The 17664-nt window shown below is 66.4% G+C and carries 15 protein-coding genes; 7 read left to right on the top strand and 8 right to left on the bottom strand.

What is annotated here, in order from left to right:
- The 4 genes from ACT17R_RS08410 to ACT17R_RS08395 form a co-directional block, all read left to right on the top strand.
- Positions 1 to 441: tRNA ligase subunit PheS family protein (locus tag ACT17R_RS08410; protein ID WP_444809256.1), on the top strand; the 441-nt coding region annotated here is incomplete at its 5' end.
- A complete protein-coding gene (pheT, locus tag ACT17R_RS08405; protein ID WP_217372906.1) occupies positions 438 to 2819 on the top strand; it encodes a phenylalanine--tRNA ligase subunit beta in 2382 nt (793 codons plus the stop codon). The genes ACT17R_RS08410 and pheT, both read left to right, overlap by 4 nt.
- 29 nt (positions 2820 to 2848) lie before the next feature.
- Positions 2849 to 3811, top strand: coding sequence for an alpha/beta hydrolase (locus ACT17R_RS08400; RefSeq protein ID WP_186401453.1), 963 nt, complete (start codon positions 2849 to 2851; stop codon positions 3809 to 3811).
- Entirely contained in the window at positions 3808 to 4227 is a 420-nt protein-coding gene (locus ACT17R_RS08395) for a GFA family protein (protein WP_217372905.1), read from the top strand. Before ACT17R_RS08400 ends, ACT17R_RS08395 begins: the two co-directional genes overlap by 4 nt.
- A 2-nt stretch (positions 4228 to 4229) precedes the next feature.
- Here the strand turns inward: ACT17R_RS08395 and ACT17R_RS08390 are convergent, their stop codons facing one another.
- Together ACT17R_RS08390 and mutS are read right to left on the bottom strand one after the other, a co-directional pair.
- On the bottom strand, positions 4230 to 6986 hold the full coding sequence (locus ACT17R_RS08390) for a [protein-PII] uridylyltransferase (protein WP_444809255.1): 2757 nt from the start codon (positions 6984 to 6986) through the stop codon (positions 4230 to 4232).
- Complete coding sequence (mutS, locus tag ACT17R_RS08385) at positions 6983 to 9643, bottom strand: DNA mismatch repair protein MutS (protein WP_444809254.1); 2661 nt, start codon at positions 9641 to 9643, stop codon at positions 6983 to 6985. Before mutS ends, ACT17R_RS08390 begins: the two co-directional genes overlap by 4 nt.
- A gap of 132 nt (positions 9644 to 9775) precedes the next feature.
- On the opposite strand from mutS, the gene ACT17R_RS08380 reads away from it, so the two are divergent.
- Positions 9776 to 12040 (top strand): NADP-dependent malic enzyme, encoded by a 2265-nt coding sequence (locus tag ACT17R_RS08380; protein WP_444809253.1) that lies wholly within the window; start codon positions 9776 to 9778, stop codon positions 12038 to 12040.
- A gap of 70 nt (positions 12041 to 12110) precedes the next feature.
- On the opposite strand, the gene ACT17R_RS08375 is transcribed toward ACT17R_RS08380, so the two are convergent.
- Complete coding sequence (locus tag ACT17R_RS08375) at positions 12111 to 12599, bottom strand: outer membrane protein assembly factor BamE (RefSeq protein ID WP_062901379.1); 489 nt, start codon at positions 12597 to 12599, stop codon at positions 12111 to 12113.
- Between the two features lie 171 nt (positions 12600 to 12770).
- On the opposite strand from ACT17R_RS08375, the gene ACT17R_RS08370 reads away from it, so the two are divergent.
- Both ACT17R_RS08370 and ACT17R_RS08365 read left to right on the top strand, forming a co-directional pair.
- Positions 12771 to 13301: a ubiquinol-cytochrome C chaperone family protein gene (locus tag ACT17R_RS08370; protein ID WP_062901380.1), complete on the top strand. Its 531-nt coding sequence runs from the start codon at positions 12771 to 12773 to the stop codon at positions 13299 to 13301.
- Positions 13298 to 13825: a YceD family protein gene (locus ACT17R_RS08365; RefSeq protein WP_444809252.1), complete on the top strand. Its 528-nt coding sequence runs from the start codon at positions 13298 to 13300 to the stop codon at positions 13823 to 13825. Before ACT17R_RS08370 ends, ACT17R_RS08365 begins: the two co-directional genes overlap by 4 nt.
- Positions 13826 to 13840: 15 nt before the next feature.
- Here the strand turns inward: ACT17R_RS08365 and ACT17R_RS08360 are convergent, their stop codons facing one another.
- The 5 genes from ACT17R_RS08360 to ACT17R_RS08340 all read right to left on the bottom strand — a co-directional run bounded on the left by ACT17R_RS08360 (position 13841) and on the right by ACT17R_RS08340 (position 17663).
- Positions 13841 to 14563, bottom strand: coding sequence for a hypothetical protein (locus tag ACT17R_RS08360; RefSeq protein WP_444809251.1), 723 nt, complete (start codon positions 14561 to 14563; stop codon positions 13841 to 13843).
- 48 nt (positions 14564 to 14611) lie between these two features.
- Positions 14612 to 15274 carry an adenylate kinase gene (locus ACT17R_RS08355; RefSeq protein ID WP_234180454.1) on the bottom strand — a complete coding sequence of 221 codons (663 nt, stop codon included), beginning with the start codon at positions 15272 to 15274 and terminating at the stop codon, positions 14612 to 14614.
- Between the two features lie 47 nt (positions 15275 to 15321).
- Entirely contained in the window at positions 15322 to 16695 is a 1374-nt protein-coding gene (secY, locus tag ACT17R_RS08350) for a preprotein translocase subunit SecY (protein ID WP_003042263.1), read from the bottom strand.
- 237 nt (positions 16696 to 16932) lie between these two features.
- Entirely contained in the window at positions 16933 to 17415 is a 483-nt protein-coding gene (gene rplO, locus ACT17R_RS08345; protein ID WP_444809250.1) for a 50S ribosomal protein L15, read from the bottom strand.
- Between the two features lie 41 nt (positions 17416 to 17456).
- Positions 17457 to 17663: a DUF1737 domain-containing protein gene (locus ACT17R_RS08340; RefSeq protein WP_062901384.1), complete on the bottom strand. Its 207-nt coding sequence runs from the start codon at positions 17661 to 17663 to the stop codon at positions 17457 to 17459.
- Position 17664: the final 1 nt, after the last annotated feature.

Below are 17664 nucleotides of genomic sequence, written 5' to 3'. Positions count from 1 at the left end.
GTGATCGATCGCAATATCCATATGGGCCATCTCAAATGGACGCTCGAAACCTTCCTGAAGGCCTTTTTCGAACGCGACGACATCGTCCTGCGGCTGCGCCCCTCCTATTTTCCCTTCACCGAACCCTCGGCCGAGGTCGATGTCGGTTACCGCCAGGAAAAGGGGCGGCGGATCGTCGGCGGGCACGGCGATGACGACGGCCATGCGTGGATGGAATTGCTCGGCAGCGGCATGGTCAACCGCCGTGTCCTTGCCAATTGCGGCCTCGATCCCGACGCGTGGCAGGGTTTCGCCTTCGGCATCGGTATCGACCGGCTCGCAATGCTCAAATATGGCATGGACGATCTGCGCGCCTTCTTCGACGGCGACCTGCGCTGGCTGTCGCACTACGGGTTCGGCGCGCTGAATGTACCGACTCTGAGCGGGGGGATTTCGGCATGAAGATCACCCTCGAATGGCTGAAGGCGCATCTCGAAACCGATGCGACCGTCGACGATGTCGTCGCGGCGCTCAACCGCATCGGGCTCGAAGTCGAGGGCGTCGAGAATCCCGCCGAGAAGCTCACGGGCTTTCGCGTCGCCAAGGTGCTGACCGCCGAACGGCACCCCCAGGCCGACAAGTTGCAGGTGCTGACGGTCGATGCCGGCGACGGCGCCCCGCTCCAAGTCGTGTGCGGTGCACCCAACGCCCGCGCGGGACTGGTCGGTGTGCTCGGGCTGCCCGGCGCGGTGGTGCCGGCAAACGGCATGGAGCTCAAGATCTCGGCGATCCGCGGCGTCACGTCGAACGGCATGATGTGTTCGACGCGCGAACTCGAACTCGGCGACGATCATGACGGCATTATCGAATTGCCCGCAGACGCGCCGGTCGGCACCGCCTTCGCCGATTATTCGGGCGCAGCCGATCCGGTGATCGACATTTCGGTCACCCCCAACCGGCAGGATTGCATGGGCGTGCGCGGCATCGCGCGCGACCTCGCCGCCGCCGGGCTCGGCACGCTGAAGCCGCTCGACGTCCCCGTCATCGCGGGCGAAGACGCCCCGGCCACCGCGATCCGTACCGACGACACCGAAGGCTGCCCGGCCTTTTTCGGTCGCACGATCAGCGGCGTCGCCAATGGCGCCGCTCCTGAATGGATGCGGCGGCGGCTCGAAGCGGTGGGGCAGCGTTCGATTTCGGCGCTGGTCGACATCACCAACTACGTGATGCTCGACCTCGGCCGGCCGAGCCATGTTTACGATCGCGCAACGCTGAACGGCGCGCTCGTTGCGCGCCGCGCGCGCGATGGCGAAACGGTGACAGCGCTCAACGGCAAGGACTATGTGCTGACCGACAGCATGACCGTGATCGGCGACGACAGCGGCGTCCACGACATCGCCGGTATCATGGGCGGCGAGCATAGCGGGTGCAGCGAAACGACGACCGACGTGTTGCTCGAGGTCGCTTATTTCACGCCCGAGCGGATCGCGCTGACCGGGCAGGCGCTCGGCCTCACCAGCGATGCGCGCAGCCGGTTCGAACGCGGCGTCGATCCCGCATTCCTCGACGATGCGACCGCGATCATCACCGGATATATCCTCGATATCTGTGGTGGCACGGCCTCGAGGGTAACGCGCGCGGGCGAGCCGCCGATCGAGGCGAAGACGATCGCCTATGATCCCGCGCTGTCGGCGACGCTCGGCGGGATCGCGATCGACCCGGCGCGGCAGCGCGCGATCCTTGAGGCTCTGGGCTTCGGCGTCACCGAAGGCACGCCTTGGCAGATTGCGGTGCCGAGCTGGCGCCGCGACATGGATGCCGCGCCCGACGTGGTCGAGGAAGTGACGCGGATCGCGGGTTTCGATGCCATCGCATCGGTCGCCCTGCCCCGCGCCGACGGCGTCGCCCGGCCGACCGCAACCCCCGAGCAGCTGATCGAACGGCGCCTGCGCCGGGGCGCAGCGGCGGCGGGATTCCACGAGGCGGTGACCTGGTCCTTCGTCTCCGAACGCGAAGCGGCGCCCTTCGGCGGCGGCACCTGGACGCTCGCCAATCCGATCAGCGAGGATCTGAAGGTCATGCGGCCGTCGTTGCTGCCCGGGCTGCTTGCCGCCACGGCGCGCAATCAGAACCGCGGCGCCGACAGCATCCGTCTGTTCGAGATCGGGCGGCGCTATCTGGCCGATGCCGAGCATCCGACGCTCGCGCTGCTGATGGCCGGCGACAAGCATCCGCGCGGCTGGCAGGCGGGCAAGGCCGCGCCGTTCGACGCTTTCGACGCCAAGGCGGCTGCGCTCGCCCTGCTCGATGCGGCGGGTGCCCCTGCCGACCGTCTGCAGGTGATGGAGCCGGTCGCCGATGGTGCGATCTGGCATCCCGGGCAGTCGGCAACGCTACGACTGGGGCCGAAGGCGGTGCTCGCCGAATTCGGTGCGCTGCACCCCGCCCTCGCCAAGCATTTCGATGTCGACGGGCCGGTGATGGCGGTGCAGATTTTCCTAGATGCGATTCCGGCGAAGCGTGCGAACGGCCCGGCGCGTGCGGCTTTCACGCCGCCCGCGCTGCAATCGGTGCGCCGCGATTTCGCCTTCCTCGCGCCCGAAACGCTGGCCGCGGGCGATCTCGTCCGCGCGGTCAAGGGCGCCGACAAGGCGAGCATCATCGATGCGCGGCTGTTCGACCGTTTCGCCGGCCAGGGCGTCCCCGACGGACAGGTCAGCCTGGCGGTCGAGGTCGCGTTGCAACCGCAGGACAAGAGCTTCACCGACGCCGAGCTGAAGACGATCGCCGACAAGGTGGTCGCTGCCGCGGCAAAGCTGGGCGCGGTGCTGCGCGGATAGGCCGGCGACGGCAGAAGGGAAAAAGGATCATGGATACGCGCCACCTGGTCGATCGCGAGCTTCAGCCTCTCATCGACCTGTTCGGACGCGTCGACCTCGACGCCGCGCCGATCGCAGAGATTCGCGCCAAGGCGGCCGAAACCTATGCGATCCTGCCGCCGCCGGTCATCGCACCCGAAGAGCTGCTTATCCCGTCGATCCATGGCGGGCCGGACATGCTGGCCTTCCTCTTCCGCCCGGCACAGGCGCGCGCCGGCGCGGGTGCGATCCTGCATATCCACGGCGGCGGCATGGTGATGGGATCGGTGCGGCAGATGCAGGCCGGACCGGCGGCGCTTGCCGCGGCCGCGGGCGTGCCGGTGCTCTCGGTCGAATATCGGCTCGCGCCCGAAAATCCCTTCCCGGCGCCGCAGGAGGATTGCCATTCGGCGCTCGTCTGGCTCGCCGCACAGGCCGATGCCCTTGGCTTCGATGCGCAGCGCATCGTCGTTGCAGGCGAAAGCGCGGGCGGCGGCCTCGCCGCGGCTCTGGCGATCATGGCGCGCGACCTCGGCGGGCCAGCGCTTGCCGGGCAATTGCTGACCTATCCGATGCTCGATCACCGGACGGGAGGCGACGCCTGCCCCTATCGCAATCCGGTCACGGGCGAATTCATCTGGACGCGCGCAAGCAATCGTTTCGGATGGAGCGCGCTGCGCGGCGCCTACGCGGCCGACGACGAGCGGCGCGGCTGGTTTTCACCGAGCCTCGCCGACGATCTTTCCGGCCTGCCGCCTGCCTATATCGCGACCGGCAGCCTCGACCTCTTCTTCGACGAAAATCTCGACTACGCCCAGCGTCTCGCTGCGGCGGGGGTGCCGGTCGAGCTGCACAGCTATGCCGGCGCCATCCACGCCTTCAACGCAATCCCGACCGCCGCCATCAGCCAGCGCTTCACCGCGGGGCTGCTCGCCGCCGCCGCCGCGATGACGGCGCCTCCGGCCGCAGGATGACCGGGCGGGTCGCCACCTGCCACTGCGGCTTGCTGCAGCTTCGATGCAGCGGCGATCCGATCAAGATCTCGATGTGCCATTGCCGCGATTGCCAGCGGCGAACCGGTTCGCTGTTCAGCGTCGCCGCCTTTTTCCCGCGCGAAGCGGTGACCGTCGCCGCCGGTTCGGCGCAGCGCTTCCGCCGGCCTTCGGCGAGCGGTCATGACGTGACCTTTCATTTCTGCGCCGATTGCGGATCGAACCTGTGGTGGGAACCCGACCGGATGCCGCACCTAACGGGCGTCGCAGTCGGCGCCTTTGCCGACCCGGATTTTCCGATGCCCGAACAGGCCGTCTGGTGCGACGACCGCCATGCGTGGCTCGACCTGCCGCCAGCGGTTGCTGCGCACGCACGCAATCCGGTGAAACGCGCCTGAGGTCAGGCCGCCACCGCCTCCTCGCTGCGGCTCGCCGCGGCTTCGAGCAGGCGCTTTTCGAGCGACTTCACGCGCGCTGCGCTGTCGATCTTGTCGCCAATGAGATCGGTGACGTAAAAGGTGTCGACGGCACGCTCGCCATAGGTCGCGACATGCGCGCTGTGCACCGTGACCTTCGACTGGAAGAGCGCATAGGCGAGCTGGTTCAATAGCGCCGGGCGGTCCTGCGCATTGACCTCGATCACCGTAAACCGGTTGGAAGCCTTGTTGTCGATGAAGACATTGGGCGCGATACGAAAGGCTTCGGCGCGGGTCCGCGGCAGCGCCCGCGCCTCGAGCTTGGGCAGCAATTTATGCCGGTTGGCGAGCGCGTCCTCGATCGCGCGGGTCAGCCGGACGATCTGTTCGGCCTCGGCAAAGGGGCGGCCGAGCGGATCCTGGACCAGGAAATTGTCGAGCGCCAGCCCGTCGCGCGTCGTGTGGATGCGCGCATCGATGATGTTGCCGCCCGCAAGGTGGATACCGCCCGCAATGCGATAGAACAGCCCCGGATGGTCGGCAGCGAGCACCATCACCAGCGTCGCGCCGCGATCGTCGTCGGGCACTGCCGCGATATGGAGCGGCGCTCCCGACGACTTCTGGATATGGATCAAATTGGCCGCGATCACCTCGACCGGCTCGGCAATCCAGTAGCTTTCGGGCAGGCGCTTGGCGAGCTTCCCGAAATCCTTGTCGGCCATCTGGAGCAGCGCCTGCGCCTCCTCCTTCTTGGTGGCGATCCGTACCTCGCGGCCGCGCTGCTTGTGGCCAAGCCGCAGCACTTCCTCGGCGGCATCGTATAATTCGGTGAGCAATTGCCGCTTCCAGCTGTTCCAGACCCCCGGGCCCACCGCGCGAATATCGACAACCGTGAGGACGAGCAGAAGGCGAAGCCGCTCGGGGCTCTGTACGAGCTGCGCAAAGTCGAGGATCGTCTTGAAGTCGGCAAGGTCGCGCTTGAAGGCGGTCGCCGACATGAGCAGGTGGTGGCGGACAAGCCATGACACGGTCTCGGTTTCAGCCTCGTTCAGCCCGAGCCGCGGACAGACGCGCAGCGCCAGTTCGGCGCCCAGCACGCTATGGTCGCCGCCGCGTCCCTTCGCGATATCGTGGAGCAGTACCGCGACATAGATAACGCGCCGCGAGTGGATCTGGTCCATGATCGCGGTCGACAGCGGATGATCGTCCTTCAACCGATTCTGTTCGATGTCGGACAACAGGCCGATCGCGCGGATCGTATGCTCGTCGACCGTATAATGGTGATACATGTCGAACTGCATCTGCGCGACGACGCGGCCGAAGTCGGGAACGAAGCGGCCGAAGACCCCGGCCTCGTTCATCCAGCGCAGCACCGTTTCGGGGTCGCGCGGGCTGGTCAACACGTCGAGGAACAGCGCATTGGCGCGCGCGATCCGCCGCACCTTGCCGTCGATCATTTTCGCATCGTGGCGGGCCTGGCGCATCGCCTGCGGGTGGATCTCGAGCCCATATTTGTCGGCGAGCTGAAATATCTCGAGCAGGCGGACCGGATCTTCGCGGAAATAGTCGTCCGACGGCAGCGCAAGCCGGCCGCGATCGAGGACGAAGCCGTTGAGCCGGCCCGGCCGCCGCCGCAGCGTCGGCAGAAAGCGCCGCCCGCGCGCCGCGAGTTGCTCGTCGAGATGCGCGAGAAAGGTGCCCGTCAAATCGCCAACGCTCTTCGCGTGGAGAAAATAGAGCTGCATGAAGCGTTCGACCGGGCTTTTGCCCGGCCGGTCGGCAAACTGCATCCGCGCGGCGATCTCGCGCTGGAAATCGAAGGTCAGCCGGTCCTCGGCGCGTCCGGCGAGGATATGAAGGTGGCAGCGTACCGCGAGCAGGAAATTTTCGGCGCGCGAGAACTGCCGCAGTTCGCGCGCACTGAGCAGCCCCGCATCGACGAGCTCGGGCACGGTGCGAACGCGGTGGATGAACTTGCCGATCCAGAACAGGGTGTGCAGGTCGCGCAGCCCGCCCTTCCCTTCCTTCACATTGGGCTCGACGACATAGCGCGAATCGCCCATGCGCTTGTGCCGCTCGTCGCGCTCGGCGAGTTTTTCGGCGACGAAGGCGCGGGCATTGCCCGCCATCACCTCGGCATCGAAGCGCGCCGCCGCCTGATCGTAAAGCGCCCGCTCGCCCCAGATGAAGCGCGCCTCGAGCAGCGCGGTGCGGATCGTCAGATCGTCCTTCGCGGTGCGCACCATCTCATCGAGCGAACGCGACGAATGCCCCACCTTCAGGCCCAGGTCCCACAGCGTGTAGAGTTGTGCCTCGATGACCTGCTCGGTCCAGCTCGTCTGCTTGAACGGGGTAAGAAAGCCGATGTCGACGTCGCTGAACGGCGCCATTTCGGCGCGGCCATAGCCGCCGACCGCGATCACCGTAATCCGTTCGCCCGCCGACCGATTGCTTGCGGGATAGAGATAATCGACGGTGAAATCATAGGAAAGGCGAACGATCTGGTCGATCAGAAAGGCCGTCGCCTGCGCCGCGACGCGTCCCGAAGACGGGTGGTCGAGCAGGCGCCGGGCGATCTCTGCGCGGCCCTCTTCCAAGGCCTCCTTCAGCAACGCGACCATCGCGCCGCGGCGCTTGCCGGCATCGGCGGTCTCGGCGGCGATGGCATCGAGCCGGTCGGCGAGCAGGCGCCGGTCGATGATCGCGCGGCGGTGGGGAAGGTCGCTGAAAATGTCGCTCATCCTTCCTCCGCCACGATCTGCTTGAGCCGATAGAGCGCTTCGAGCGCGGCGCGCGGCGCGAGCGCGTCGGGGTCGATCCCGGCGAGCGCCTCGCGCAGCGCGTCCTTTGCCGCTGCGGGCGCTTCGGCGAGAAACGCTGCGAACAGCGGCAGATCGTCGAGCCCTGCCGCCAATCCGCCGGTTGCCTCACGTCCCGCTTCGAGCTTGGCGAGCACCGCCTCGGCGCGCCTCACAACGCCGGCGGGGACTCCGGCAAGCCGCGCGACCGCCAGACCGTAGCTCCGGTCGGCAGGCCCCTCGGCCACCTCGTGCAGCAGGACGAGGTCGCCCTGCCATTCGCGCGCGCGAACATGGTGGAGGGAAAGCGCGTTCAGCGTTTCGGCAAGCCGCGTCAGCTCGTGATAATGGGTTGCGAACAGACAGCGGCACCGATTGACCTCGTGCACCGCCTCGACCACCGACCAGGCGAGTGCGAGCCCGTCATAGGTCGAGGTGCCGCGCCCGACCTCGTCGAGGATCACGAAGCTTTGCGGGGTCGCCTGCGCGAGGATCGCGGCGGTCTCGACCATCTCGACCATGAAGGTCGATCGCCCCCGCGCCAGATTGTCGCTCGCCCCCACGCGGCTGAACAGCCGATCGACCAGCCCGAGGGTTGCGGCGCCTGCCGGCACGAAGGCGCCCGCCTGCGCGAGCACGACAATCAAAGCGTTCTGGCGCAGGAAGGTCGATTTACCGCCCATATTGGGGCCGGTGACAAGCCATAGCCGGTCGGCTTCGGACAGCGATACATCATTGGGGACGAAATGCTCGCCGCTCTTCGCCAGCGCCGCCTCGACCACAGGATGTCGCCCGCCCGTCACGTCGAGGCACGGTTCGTCAGCGATGTCCGGCCGGCACCAATCGTGGCTCATGGCATGATCAGCGAGCGCCGCGGCGACGTCGATTCGCGCGAGCACGTCGCAGCTCGCGGCGATCGCTTCGCGGCGCTGGGTCGCGGCTTCGGTCAGCGCTTCGAGATGCGCGGCTTCGGCTGCCGCCGCATGCACTCCCGCCTGGGTCACGCGCGCCGCCGCTTCGTGCAGATCCGACGAGTTGAAGCGAACGACGCCCGCCAGCGTTTGCCGATGGGTGAAACCCGATTCAGGCGCCATCAGCGCATCGGCGTGCCGCGCAGGCACTTCGACATGATATCCGAGCACGCCATTGTGACGGATCTTGAGCGCCGCGATGCCCGTACGTTCGCGATAGCCCGCCTCGAGCGCCGCAATCGCCTTGCGCCCGTCTCGCGCGGTTTCGCGCAGCGAATCGAGCGCGGCGTCATAGCCTTCGGCGATATAGCCGCCCTGCGCGGCATCAACCGGCGGGGTTTCGATCAGCGCGCGCGTCAGTTCATCGACCAGCGCGCCATGACCGTCGAGCCCCGGCAGCAGCCGCGCGAGCAGCGGCGGCAGGTCGGCGCGCAGCGCAAGCCGCTCGCGCAAGAGGCGTGCACCGCCGAGCGCGTCGCGAAGCTGCGCCAGATCGCGCGGCCCGCCGCGCCCAGCGACGAGGCGGCCGAGCGCGCGTCCTGCATCGGGCAGCGCGCGCAAAGCGGCGCGCAGATCGGCGCGCCACAAGGCATCGCGCGCCAGCGCATCGACGAGATCGAGCCGGTCGAGAATCGCGCCCTTGTCGGTGAGCGGGCTTGCAAGGTCGTCGGCAAGCAGCCGCGCGCCCGCCGCGGTCACGGTACGGTCGATCGTGCCAAGCAGGCTGCCGTCGCGCGCGCCCGCCATGGTACGGACCAGCTCCAGACTCTCGCGCGTCGCCGCGTCGATCGCCATCCGGTCGCCCGCGGCGTGCCGCACGGGCGGCTGCAGAAAGACCGCCCCGCCGGTGCCGACATGGTCGAGATAGGCGGCGATCGCGCCCATGGCGGCGATTTCACCGCGCGAAAAATTGCCGAAGCCGTCGAGCGTCTGCACCCCGAACAACGTCTCGAGCCGTTTCTGCCCTGCGCCACTCGCGAACTCGGCGGCGGGGCGGCGAACGATCTGGCGCGCCGCCGAGGGCGGCTGTTCGTCCGCCGCTTCGCTGATCAGCAGTTCGGACGGGGCCAGCCGCGCCAGTTCGGCATCGACCGCTTCGCGCCGCACCGCGACGACCTCGAACCGCCCGGTTGAGATGTCGGCGGCGGCGATGGCGATCAGCCCTTCGCTGCCGACCTCGGCAAGCGCTGCAAGCCGGTTCGCGCTGCGCCCTTCGAGCAGCGCCTCTTCGGTCAGCGTGCCCGCCGTTACGAAGCGCACGATGTCGCGCGCGACAAGCGCCTTCGATCCGCCACGCGCCTTGGCCTCGGCGGGGGTTTCGACCTGTTCGGCGATCGCGACGCGATGGCCGGCGCGGATCAGGCGGGCGAGATAGGATTCGGCCGAATGGACGGGGACGCCGCACATCGGCACCGGTTCGCCGCCATGCTCGCCGCGCGCGGTCAGCGCGATGTCGAGCGTCGAGGCCGCTGCCTTGGCATCGTCAAAAAACAGTTCGAAGAAATCGCCCATGCGGTAGAAGAGCAGACAATCGCCGGCCTTTTCCTTGAGCGACCAATATTGCGCCATCATCGGCGTCGCGGCGGGAGGGGCCTTGCTGTTGCTGTTGGCGGGAGCGGGAACGGACATCCGCCCCTGCTTAGTGATTGGGGCTCGCATGGCAAGGCGCGCGCGCCAGAAACACGGGGTTCCATTTCGCCAAGCCGACGCTAGGGAATGGGCTCGGACGCGCATCCTGATAATCGAAGTAGGGGATAAAGAATGGACGGCGGCAGCAAGGTGCAATTTTCGGACCGCGAGGCCCTGCTCTATCATAGCTATGGGCGGCCGGGGAAAATCGAGATCGTCGCCTCGAAGCCGATGGCAACGCAGCGCGACCTCAGCCTCGCCTATTCGCCGGGCGTCGCGGTGCCGGTGAATGCAATCGCCGAGGATCCGGCCAAGGCCTATGACTATACCGCCAAGGGCAATCTTGTCGCCGTCATCTCGAACGGCACGGCGATTCTGGGTCTCGGCAATCTCGGCGCGCTTGCCTCGAAGCCGGTGATGGAAGGCAAGGCGGTGCTGTTCAAGCGCTTCGCCGACGTCGATTCGATTGACCTTGAGCTCAAGACCGAAGATCCCCAGGCGTTCATCGACGCGGTCGAACTGCTCGAGCCAAGCTTCGGCGGCATCAACCTCGAGGACATTGCGGCCCCCAACTGCTTCATCATCGAGGCGGCGCTCAAGGAAAAGATGAACATCCCGGTGTTCCATGACGACCAGCATGGCACCGCGATCATCACCGCCGCCGGCCTGATCAACGCCTGTCATCTGACCGGGCGCGATCTGGCCGACATCAAGGTTGTCGTCAACGGCGCCGGCGCCGCGGCCATCGCCTGCACCGCGCTGATCAAGGCGATGGGCGTGCGGCACGAAAATGTCATCATGTGCGATCGCAAGGGCACCATCTACCAGGGCCGCACCGAAGGAATGGACCAGTGGAAATCGGCCCACGCCGTGCCGACCGAAGCGCGCGACCTGACCGAAGCGCTTCGCGGCGCGGACGTCTTCCTCGGCCTGTCGGCGGCGGGCGCGCTCAAGCCCGAGATGGTGAAGGACATGGCGCCCGCGCCGATCATTTTCGCGATGGCAAACCCCGACCCCGAAATCTCGCCGCCCGATGCCCGTGCGGCGCGCCCTGACGCGATCATCGCAACGGGGCGTTCGGACTATCCCAACCAGGTCAACAATGTGCTGTGCTTCCCCTTCATCTTCCGCGGCGCGCTCGACGTGCGCGCGACCGCGATCAACGAAGAGATGAAGATCGCCGCCGCCTATGCGATTGCCGATCTCGCGCGCCAGCAGGTACCCGAGGAAGTGGCCGCAGCCTATGGCGGCCGCGCGTCGAGCTTCGGCCCCGAATATATCATCCCCTCGCCCTTCGACCCGCGGCTGATGGAGATCGTCCCTGCGGCGGTCGCAAAAGCGGCGATGGAGACGGGCGTCGCGCAGCAGCCGATCGACGATCTGGAGGCGTACCGCACGCAGCTGCGCGCCCGGCTCAACCCGACCACTTCGGTCCTCACCCTCGCCTATGAAGCGGCGCGCGCCAATCCCAAGCGCGTCGTCTTTGCCGAGGGCGAGGAAGAAGTGGTGCTGCGCGCCGCGATCCAGTTCCGCGACGGCGGCTATGGCATTCCCGTCCTCGTCGGGCGCGAAGGCCTGCACAACAAATTGCGCGACATGGGCGTCGCCGACCCCGAAAGCTTCGAGGTTCATAACAGCGTCAATTCGCCGCACGTCCCCCAGATGGTCGAGATGCTCTATGAGCGGCTCCAGCGCCGCGGCTATCTGCGCCGTGACATCGAACGGATGGTCAACCGTGATCGCAACATCTTCGGCTCGCTGCTGCTAAAACTCGGCCTTGGCGATGCGATGATCACCGGCGTGACGCGCACCTATTCGCAGACGATGCGCGAAGTGCGGCGGGTGATCGACCCTGCCGAGGGCAAGACGGCGTTCGGCATTCACGTCCTCGTCGGACAGCATCACACCATCTTCATGGCCGACACGACGGTCAACGAACGCCCCTCGGCCGAAATGCTCGCGGACATCGCCGACCGCACGGCGCAGGTCGCACGCCGCATGGGTCACGAACCGCGCGTTGCCTTCTTGTCCTATTCGACCTTCGGCAACCCGCCGGGATCGTGGCTCGACAATATCCGCGATGCCGTCCACATCCTCGACGATCGCCAGCCGGCCTTCGAATATGAAGGCGAAATGTCGCCCGACGTCGCGCTGAATCCCCGCGTCATGGCCAATTATCCCTTCTGCCGTCTCTCGGGCCCCGCGAATGTTCTGGTGATGCCGGGGCTGCAGTCGGGCAATCTGTCGGCAAAGCTGCTGCGCGAACTCGGCGGCAGCGCGGTCATCGGACCGATGCTGATCGGGATGGAAAAGCCGGTACAGATTGCAACCATGGCGTCCACCGCCTCGGATCTGGTCACACTGGCGGTTCTGGCGGCGGGCGGCATCGCGGTCTGATCCAACGAAAAGCGGCGCTGATCCATCGATCAGCGCCGCCATTCATCTTCCGCAGATCGCGAACTGGGACTTATTGGCCCTGTGCGCCGCCCCCGACACCCGGCGCGCCGACCGCGCCGATATTGCCGAAAATATCCTCGAAGAAGCTGCGATGACGGCCCAGCGTCGGCGTGCTGTCGCCGTTCGGGCTGATCTTGCTCACCTGTTCGAGCCCGGTGCGATCGACGCCGACGACATTGCCTGCGGGATCGAAGCTGACGCGCAGCACCTGCTGCGACACCGGCCGCGGGTGGGCGAAGGCGAGCTGGCGCGTTTCGCGAGACAGATAATAATATTCATTGTTTCCGAACTGGCCGACGAAGGTCGGACGGCCGAGCGTCTTTTCCACCGACTCGCGGTTGTCGACGCCGGGGGTGATCGCCTGGGTCAGCACCGGATCGACGATATAGCCCTGACGCCCCTTGAGCTGGGCGCATCCCCCCGCCGACAGCGCAAGCGCGATCCCGGCAAGGATGAGGCCCGCGCGGCGGCCGGTAAGCGAGGCAATGGTTTTCGGCATCAATCGGTCTCCGTTGCGCGCGGCTCGCCGGACGGCGGCGCAGGCGCTGGCTTGTGCGCCTCTTAACCGCAAGCGGACGGGACGCACAAGCGGCTTATGCGGCCGCAAAGCTTGCTGCAGGCTGACCGGTGCCTCTTTTCCGCGACGCCGAATGGGCCTAAGCGGTGGGCTATGTTCTCGATCAGCAAATTCTTCCGATCCGCCCCCGATCCCCGCGAAGCACGGCGTCCGCTCTGGGACGCCGTCGTCGCGGCGGCGCGTGCGCCGCACTGGTATCTGGCGGGACAGGTTCCCGACACGCTCGACGGCCGCTTCGACATGGTCAGCCTGGTGCTGGCGCTCGTCCTCCATCGCATCGACGATGATCCCGACCAGGCGCTGGCGGGGGTTGAACTGACCGAATTGTTCGTCGCCGACATGGATGGGCAGATGCGCCAGATCGGCTTTGGCGACATGGTGGTCGGCAAACAGGTCGGTCGCATGGTTGGAGCGCTGGGCGGACGGCTGGGAGCCTATCGCGCGCCCGACGGATCGGCGGCGCTGGAAGAAGCGCTGGTGCGCAATCTGTGGCGCGGCAAGGCGCCGCCCGCCGAAGGACTGGCGCATGTCATGGCAGCGGTCGCGGCCCTGCGCACGGGGCTTGCCGCGATGCCGGTTGCGGACCTGGTCGTCGCCGACCGCTTGCCCGGAGAGCCCGCATGACCAATCCCGAACTTTCGCACCTCGTCACCCTCGCCGACGCGATGCAGGGCCGCAAGGTCGCGCTCGACGCCGACGAAGCGACCCGCGCCGCGATCGCCAAGCGACTCGGCCTGATCGCGCTCGATCGTTTCGTCGTCGAGGCCGAGGTGTTCGCCGTCGCCGGCGGGATCGCCGCAAGAGGCCGCATCACCGCCGACGTCGTGCAGGCGTGCGCCGCCACCGATCTCCCTGTCCCCGCGCACATCGCCGACCCCTTCGACCTGCGCTTCCTGCGCGACATCGGCGCCGACGCGAGCGAGGAAGAAGAGGTCGAGATCAGCGCGGACGATTGCGATGTCCTGCCGCTCGAAGGCGATCGCGTCGATATCGGCGAAGCCGCGGTGCAGACGCTGTCGCTGGCGCTCGATCCCTTTCCGCGCCATCCCGATGCCGACCGCATCCTCGCCGAAAAGGGCGTGCTGACCGAAGAACAGGCCGGCCCCTTCGGCGCGCTCGCCCAGCTGCGCGACAAGGACGCTTCCTGACGTCGGCAGCGGGCTTCATTCGCGCTTGGGCTCGTCCTTGACGAGATCAGCGACCGCGGCGTCGAGACCCGAATCAGCGGGTGCCGGCTCCTCCGCCGCGCCGTCCGCATCGGCATTGCTATCCGCCGGTTTGGCCGCTTCGTCCGCGCCTTCGCCGGACTTGTCCTCGGCCGGCTTGTCGCCGCGCGCGACCGGGAGCGATCCGCCGAGCGCGTTCGCGAGCCCGACCATCTGTTCGGCCAGCACCTTGTCGACGGCGGGAGCGATGTCGGCGACCTTGAAGCGCATATAGCCGCCGACGACATAGTCGAAGCGGATCGCACTGCCCGTCGGCGTTTTTTTGATCTGGATCGTCAGCGTCCCCGTGACCGCCTCGCCCTGCAGCGGCCCGAATGCGCCCGACAGGCGCATCATTTCGCCCGGCTTGGCGAAGATGATCCGCGCGTGTTGGACGCTGCCGACGCCCTGTCCTTCGTCGGGAAGCTTTTCGCAGAAGCAGCCACCAGCCTGCGAATCGAGCCAGAAATTGGCGGCATCGCCCGACCAGCTATGCTCTTTCGACCACCATTTGTCGGGCGTGCGGAGCATTTTCCACACGTCTTCGGGCGTCGCGGCGACCTGCGCCGTATGCGCGACGGTGAAACCGATGTCGCTCTGATCGATGACCTTGGACGCTGCCGGCGAGGCGATGCACGTCGCCGCGAACAGGAGCGCGCCGAAAGACGATTTCACATGCATGGATCATTCCCCCTTCGCCATCTTCATAGACGGCGCCAAGGGGGCTGACTAGCTGGCGTCGCTTCGCAGGATCGCTTCGATCGCATCGTTGACGACGTCGATCGCGGCCATGCCGTCGACCTTGCTGACGATGCCGCGCGCCTCGTAGATCGGAAGGATCGGTTCGGTCTTCGCGCGATATTCGGCCATGCGGGTGCGCACCGTTTCCTCATTGTCGTCGGGACGGCGCTTGAAATCATGGCTGCCGCACACGTCGCAGGTGCCTTCGACCTTCGGCAGCTTGTAGCGATCGTGATAGCCTTCGCCGCAATTTGCGCACGAAAAGCGTCCGGTGATCCGGTCGACGAGCGCGTCTTCGTCAACGACCAGTTCGACGACATGGTCGAGCTTGCGGCCGCGCACCGACAAGATGCCGTCGAGCGCCTCGGCCTGCGCCGCGGTGCGTGGATAGCCGTCGAAGATGACCGAGGTTTCGTTCCCGAGCTCGTCGAGCCGCTCGCCGATCAGGCCCGAGACGATTTCGTCCGAGACCAGTTCGCCCGCGTCCATCACTGCCTTGGCCTGCAGGCCGATCGGCGTTCCCGCCCTGACGGCTGCACGGAGCATATCACCGGTGGAAAGCTGGACCATCCCATGCTCTTCCACCAGACGCGAAGCCTGCGTTCCCTTGCCGGCTCCCGGCGGTCCAAGCAAAATGATGTTCAGCGTCATGACGCCCCCTGTTGCCTACCCTGTCAGGATTTCGCCTAGCGACCGCGTCAGCGGCGCGCAATGCCGCCCTTCAATTTGGCCTTCTTGATCAGATCGCCATATTGGTGCGCGAGCATGTGGCTCTGGATCTGGCTGATCGTATCGATGGTGACATTGACGATGATCAGCAGGCTGGTGCCGCCAAGCTGGAACGGCAGGCCCGATCCGGCGATGAAATATTCCGGAATGAGGCAGATGAGCGCAAGATAGCCGGCGCCGATAACGGTGATGCGGGTCAGCACGAAATCGAGATAGGCGGCGGTATTCTTGCCCGGGCGGATGCCGGGGATGAAACCGTTCTGGCGCTTCAGATTGTCGGCGGTTTCCTCGGGGTTGAAGACGACCGCGACGTAGAAGAAGCAGAAGAAGATGATGCCCGCCGCATAGAGCGCCATATAGAGCGGCTGGCCGTGCGCGAGATACTGGTTGATCGTGATGAGGAAATCGCCCCAGGCGGTGTCGCCCTTCACATTATTGCCCAGCATCTGCGTGACGGTCAGCGGCATCAGCAGCAGCGACGAGGCGAAGATCGGCGGAATCACGCCCGCAGTATTGACCTTCAGCGGCAGGTGGCTGCGCTCGGCCTGCATCACGCCGCGCTGCGTCGCGCGCTTCGGATATTGCACCAGCACGCGGCGCTGTGCGCGTTCCATGAAGCTGATGAAGGCGATGATGATGATCGCGCCGCCGATGACTGCGACGATCGTGCCGCCGCCCATCGATCCTTCACGAACCTGCGTGAACATCTGGGCAAAGCTGCGCGGAAGCTGGGCGAGAATGCCCGCCATGATGATCAGCGAGACGCCGTTGCCGATCCCGCGGCTGGTGATCTGTTCGCCAAGCCACATCAGGAACAGCGTACCGCCGACGATGCTGATGACTGCGCCGACGCGGAACATCATGCCTGGGTCAACGACCGCGGCGATGCCCTGGCTCTGCCCGAGCGTTTCCAGGCCGACGGCAATGAAATAGCCCTGGATCGCGGTGAGCAGCACGGTGCCGTAGCGCGTATATTGGTTGAGCTTCTTGCGGCCGCTTTCGCCCTCTTTCTTGAGCGCGGCGAGGCTCGGGGCCAGCGCCGCGGCGAGCTGCACGACAATCGACGCCGTGATATAGGGCATGACGCCGAGCGCGATGATGCTCATGCGCTCCAGGCTGCCGCCCGAGAAGGTGTTGAAGATGTCGAGGATGCCGCCCGACGCCGCCTGGCTGTAAAGGCGCGACAGCGCCACGGGGTCGACCCCGGGCAGCGGCACGAACGACAGGAAGCGGAAGACGATCAGCGCACCGATCGTGAACCAGATGCGGTTCTTGAGTTCGGTCGCCTTGCCGAACTTCGAAAAATTGATGCTGGAAGCAAGCTGGTCGGCGCGAGAGGCCATGGGTAGTTTCCTCGAGGATATTCCGGACCGCGCCCCCGGCGACCCCGCGCCTATGTGCGTTCGGCGGTTACGAAGCGCAAGGGGAAAGGCCCATTTTTGATGGGGCGTTCATTCGCCCCATCGATCCGCTCGCATCTGGCGGGGCCGGAATGCCTCTCGAACCTGCGCTATCGAACGGGAATAGAGATCGTCACAAAGACGAAGGGCGATCCCTTTCGGAACCGCCCCTTGTCCGAATTACTCGGCCTTCGCTTCGGCCGCCGGCAGGTCGACCTTGCCGCCCGCCTTTTCGACCGCCTCGATCGCGCCCTTCGACGCGCCGGCAACGGCGAAGTTGAGCTTCGCGGTCAGTTCGCCCTTGGCGAGGAGGCGGACGCCGTCCTTGCCGCCGCGGGCCACACCGGCCGCCTTCAGCGCTGCATGGTCGACAGTCTCCTTGGGGTCGAGCTTCTTGGCATCGACCAGCTTCTGCACCTGGCCCAGGTTCACGATCGCGAAATCCTTGCCAAAGATGTTGTTGAAGCCGCGCTTCGGGATGCGCATGTGGAGCGGCATCTGGCCGCCTTCGAAGCCGTTGATCGCGACACCGCTGCGGGCCTTCTGGCCCTTCTGGCCGCGGCCGGCGGTCTTGCCCTTGCCCGAACCGATGCCGCGTCCGACGCGCATACGGCCCTTGCGGGCGCCATTGTTGTCACGAAGATCGTTAAGCTTGATAGTCATTGCACTCGCTTTCGCTTTTGTCGCGCTTTGAACCCGGTGTTTCAGTCGGGTTCGATTTCACTCGACGGTTGGAAGCCGGGATAAGGCCCGGCCTTTTCCATCACGATCGCCTGCGCCACATAGCCGCGGCCATCGACGCAGGTGATCGACGGACTTCCGTGAAGTTGCCACCCCCGGTTGAGCAGCCCTTCGACACGCGCGCAGAAAGCGGCGTCGTCGGGACCGGTCAACAGGCGATAGAGCTTCACC

The sequence above is a fragment of the Sphingopyxis sp. Q841 genome, assembly GCF_052384365.1.
Taxonomy (GTDB): domain Bacteria; phylum Pseudomonadota; class Alphaproteobacteria; order Sphingomonadales; family Sphingomonadaceae; genus Sphingopyxis; species Sphingopyxis terrae_A.
This window is presented reverse-complemented; position numbering and strand designations above follow the sequence as displayed.

Bases quoted from the DNA above. Each gene is read 5' to 3' on its own strand.
- ACT17R_RS08380 (WP_444809253.1), top strand. From the start codon at position 9,776: ATGGACGGCGGCAGCAAGGTGCAATTTTCGGACCGCGAGGCCCTGCTC.
- ACT17R_RS08360 (WP_444809251.1), bottom strand. From the start codon at position 14,563: ATGCATGTGAAATCGTCTTTCGGCGCGCTCCTGTTCGCGGCGACGTGC.
- mutS (WP_444809254.1), bottom strand. From the start codon at position 9,643: ATGTCCGTTCCCGCTCCCGCCAACAGCAACAGCAAGGCCCCTCCCGCC.
- ACT17R_RS08400 (WP_186401453.1), top strand. From the start codon at position 2,849: ATGGATACGCGCCACCTGGTCGATCGCGAGCTTCAGCCTCTCATCGAC.
- rplO (WP_444809250.1), bottom strand. From the start codon at position 17,415: ATGACTATCAAGCTTAACGATCTTCGTGACAACAATGGCGCCCGCAAG.
- ACT17R_RS08355 (WP_234180454.1), bottom strand. From the start codon at position 15,274: ATGACGCTGAACATCATTTTGCTTGGACCGCCGGGAGCCGGCAAGGGA.
- pheT (WP_217372906.1), top strand. From the start codon at position 438: ATGAAGATCACCCTCGAATGGCTGAAGGCGCATCTCGAAACCGATGCG.
- secY (WP_003042263.1), bottom strand. From the start codon at position 16,695: ATGGCCTCTCGCGCCGACCAGCTTGCTTCCAGCATCAATTTTTCGAAG.
- ACT17R_RS08395 (WP_217372905.1), top strand. From the start codon at position 3,808: ATGACCGGGCGGGTCGCCACCTGCCACTGCGGCTTGCTGCAGCTTCGA.
- ACT17R_RS08365 (WP_444809252.1), top strand. From the start codon at position 13,298: ATGACCAATCCCGAACTTTCGCACCTCGTCACCCTCGCCGACGCGATG.
- ACT17R_RS08375 (WP_062901379.1), bottom strand. From the start codon at position 12,599: ATGCCGAAAACCATTGCCTCGCTTACCGGCCGCCGCGCGGGCCTCATC.
- ACT17R_RS08390 (WP_444809255.1), bottom strand. From the start codon at position 6,986: ATGAGCGACATTTTCAGCGACCTTCCCCACCGCCGCGCGATCATCGAC.
- ACT17R_RS08370 (WP_062901380.1), top strand. From the start codon at position 12,771: ATGTTCTCGATCAGCAAATTCTTCCGATCCGCCCCCGATCCCCGCGAA.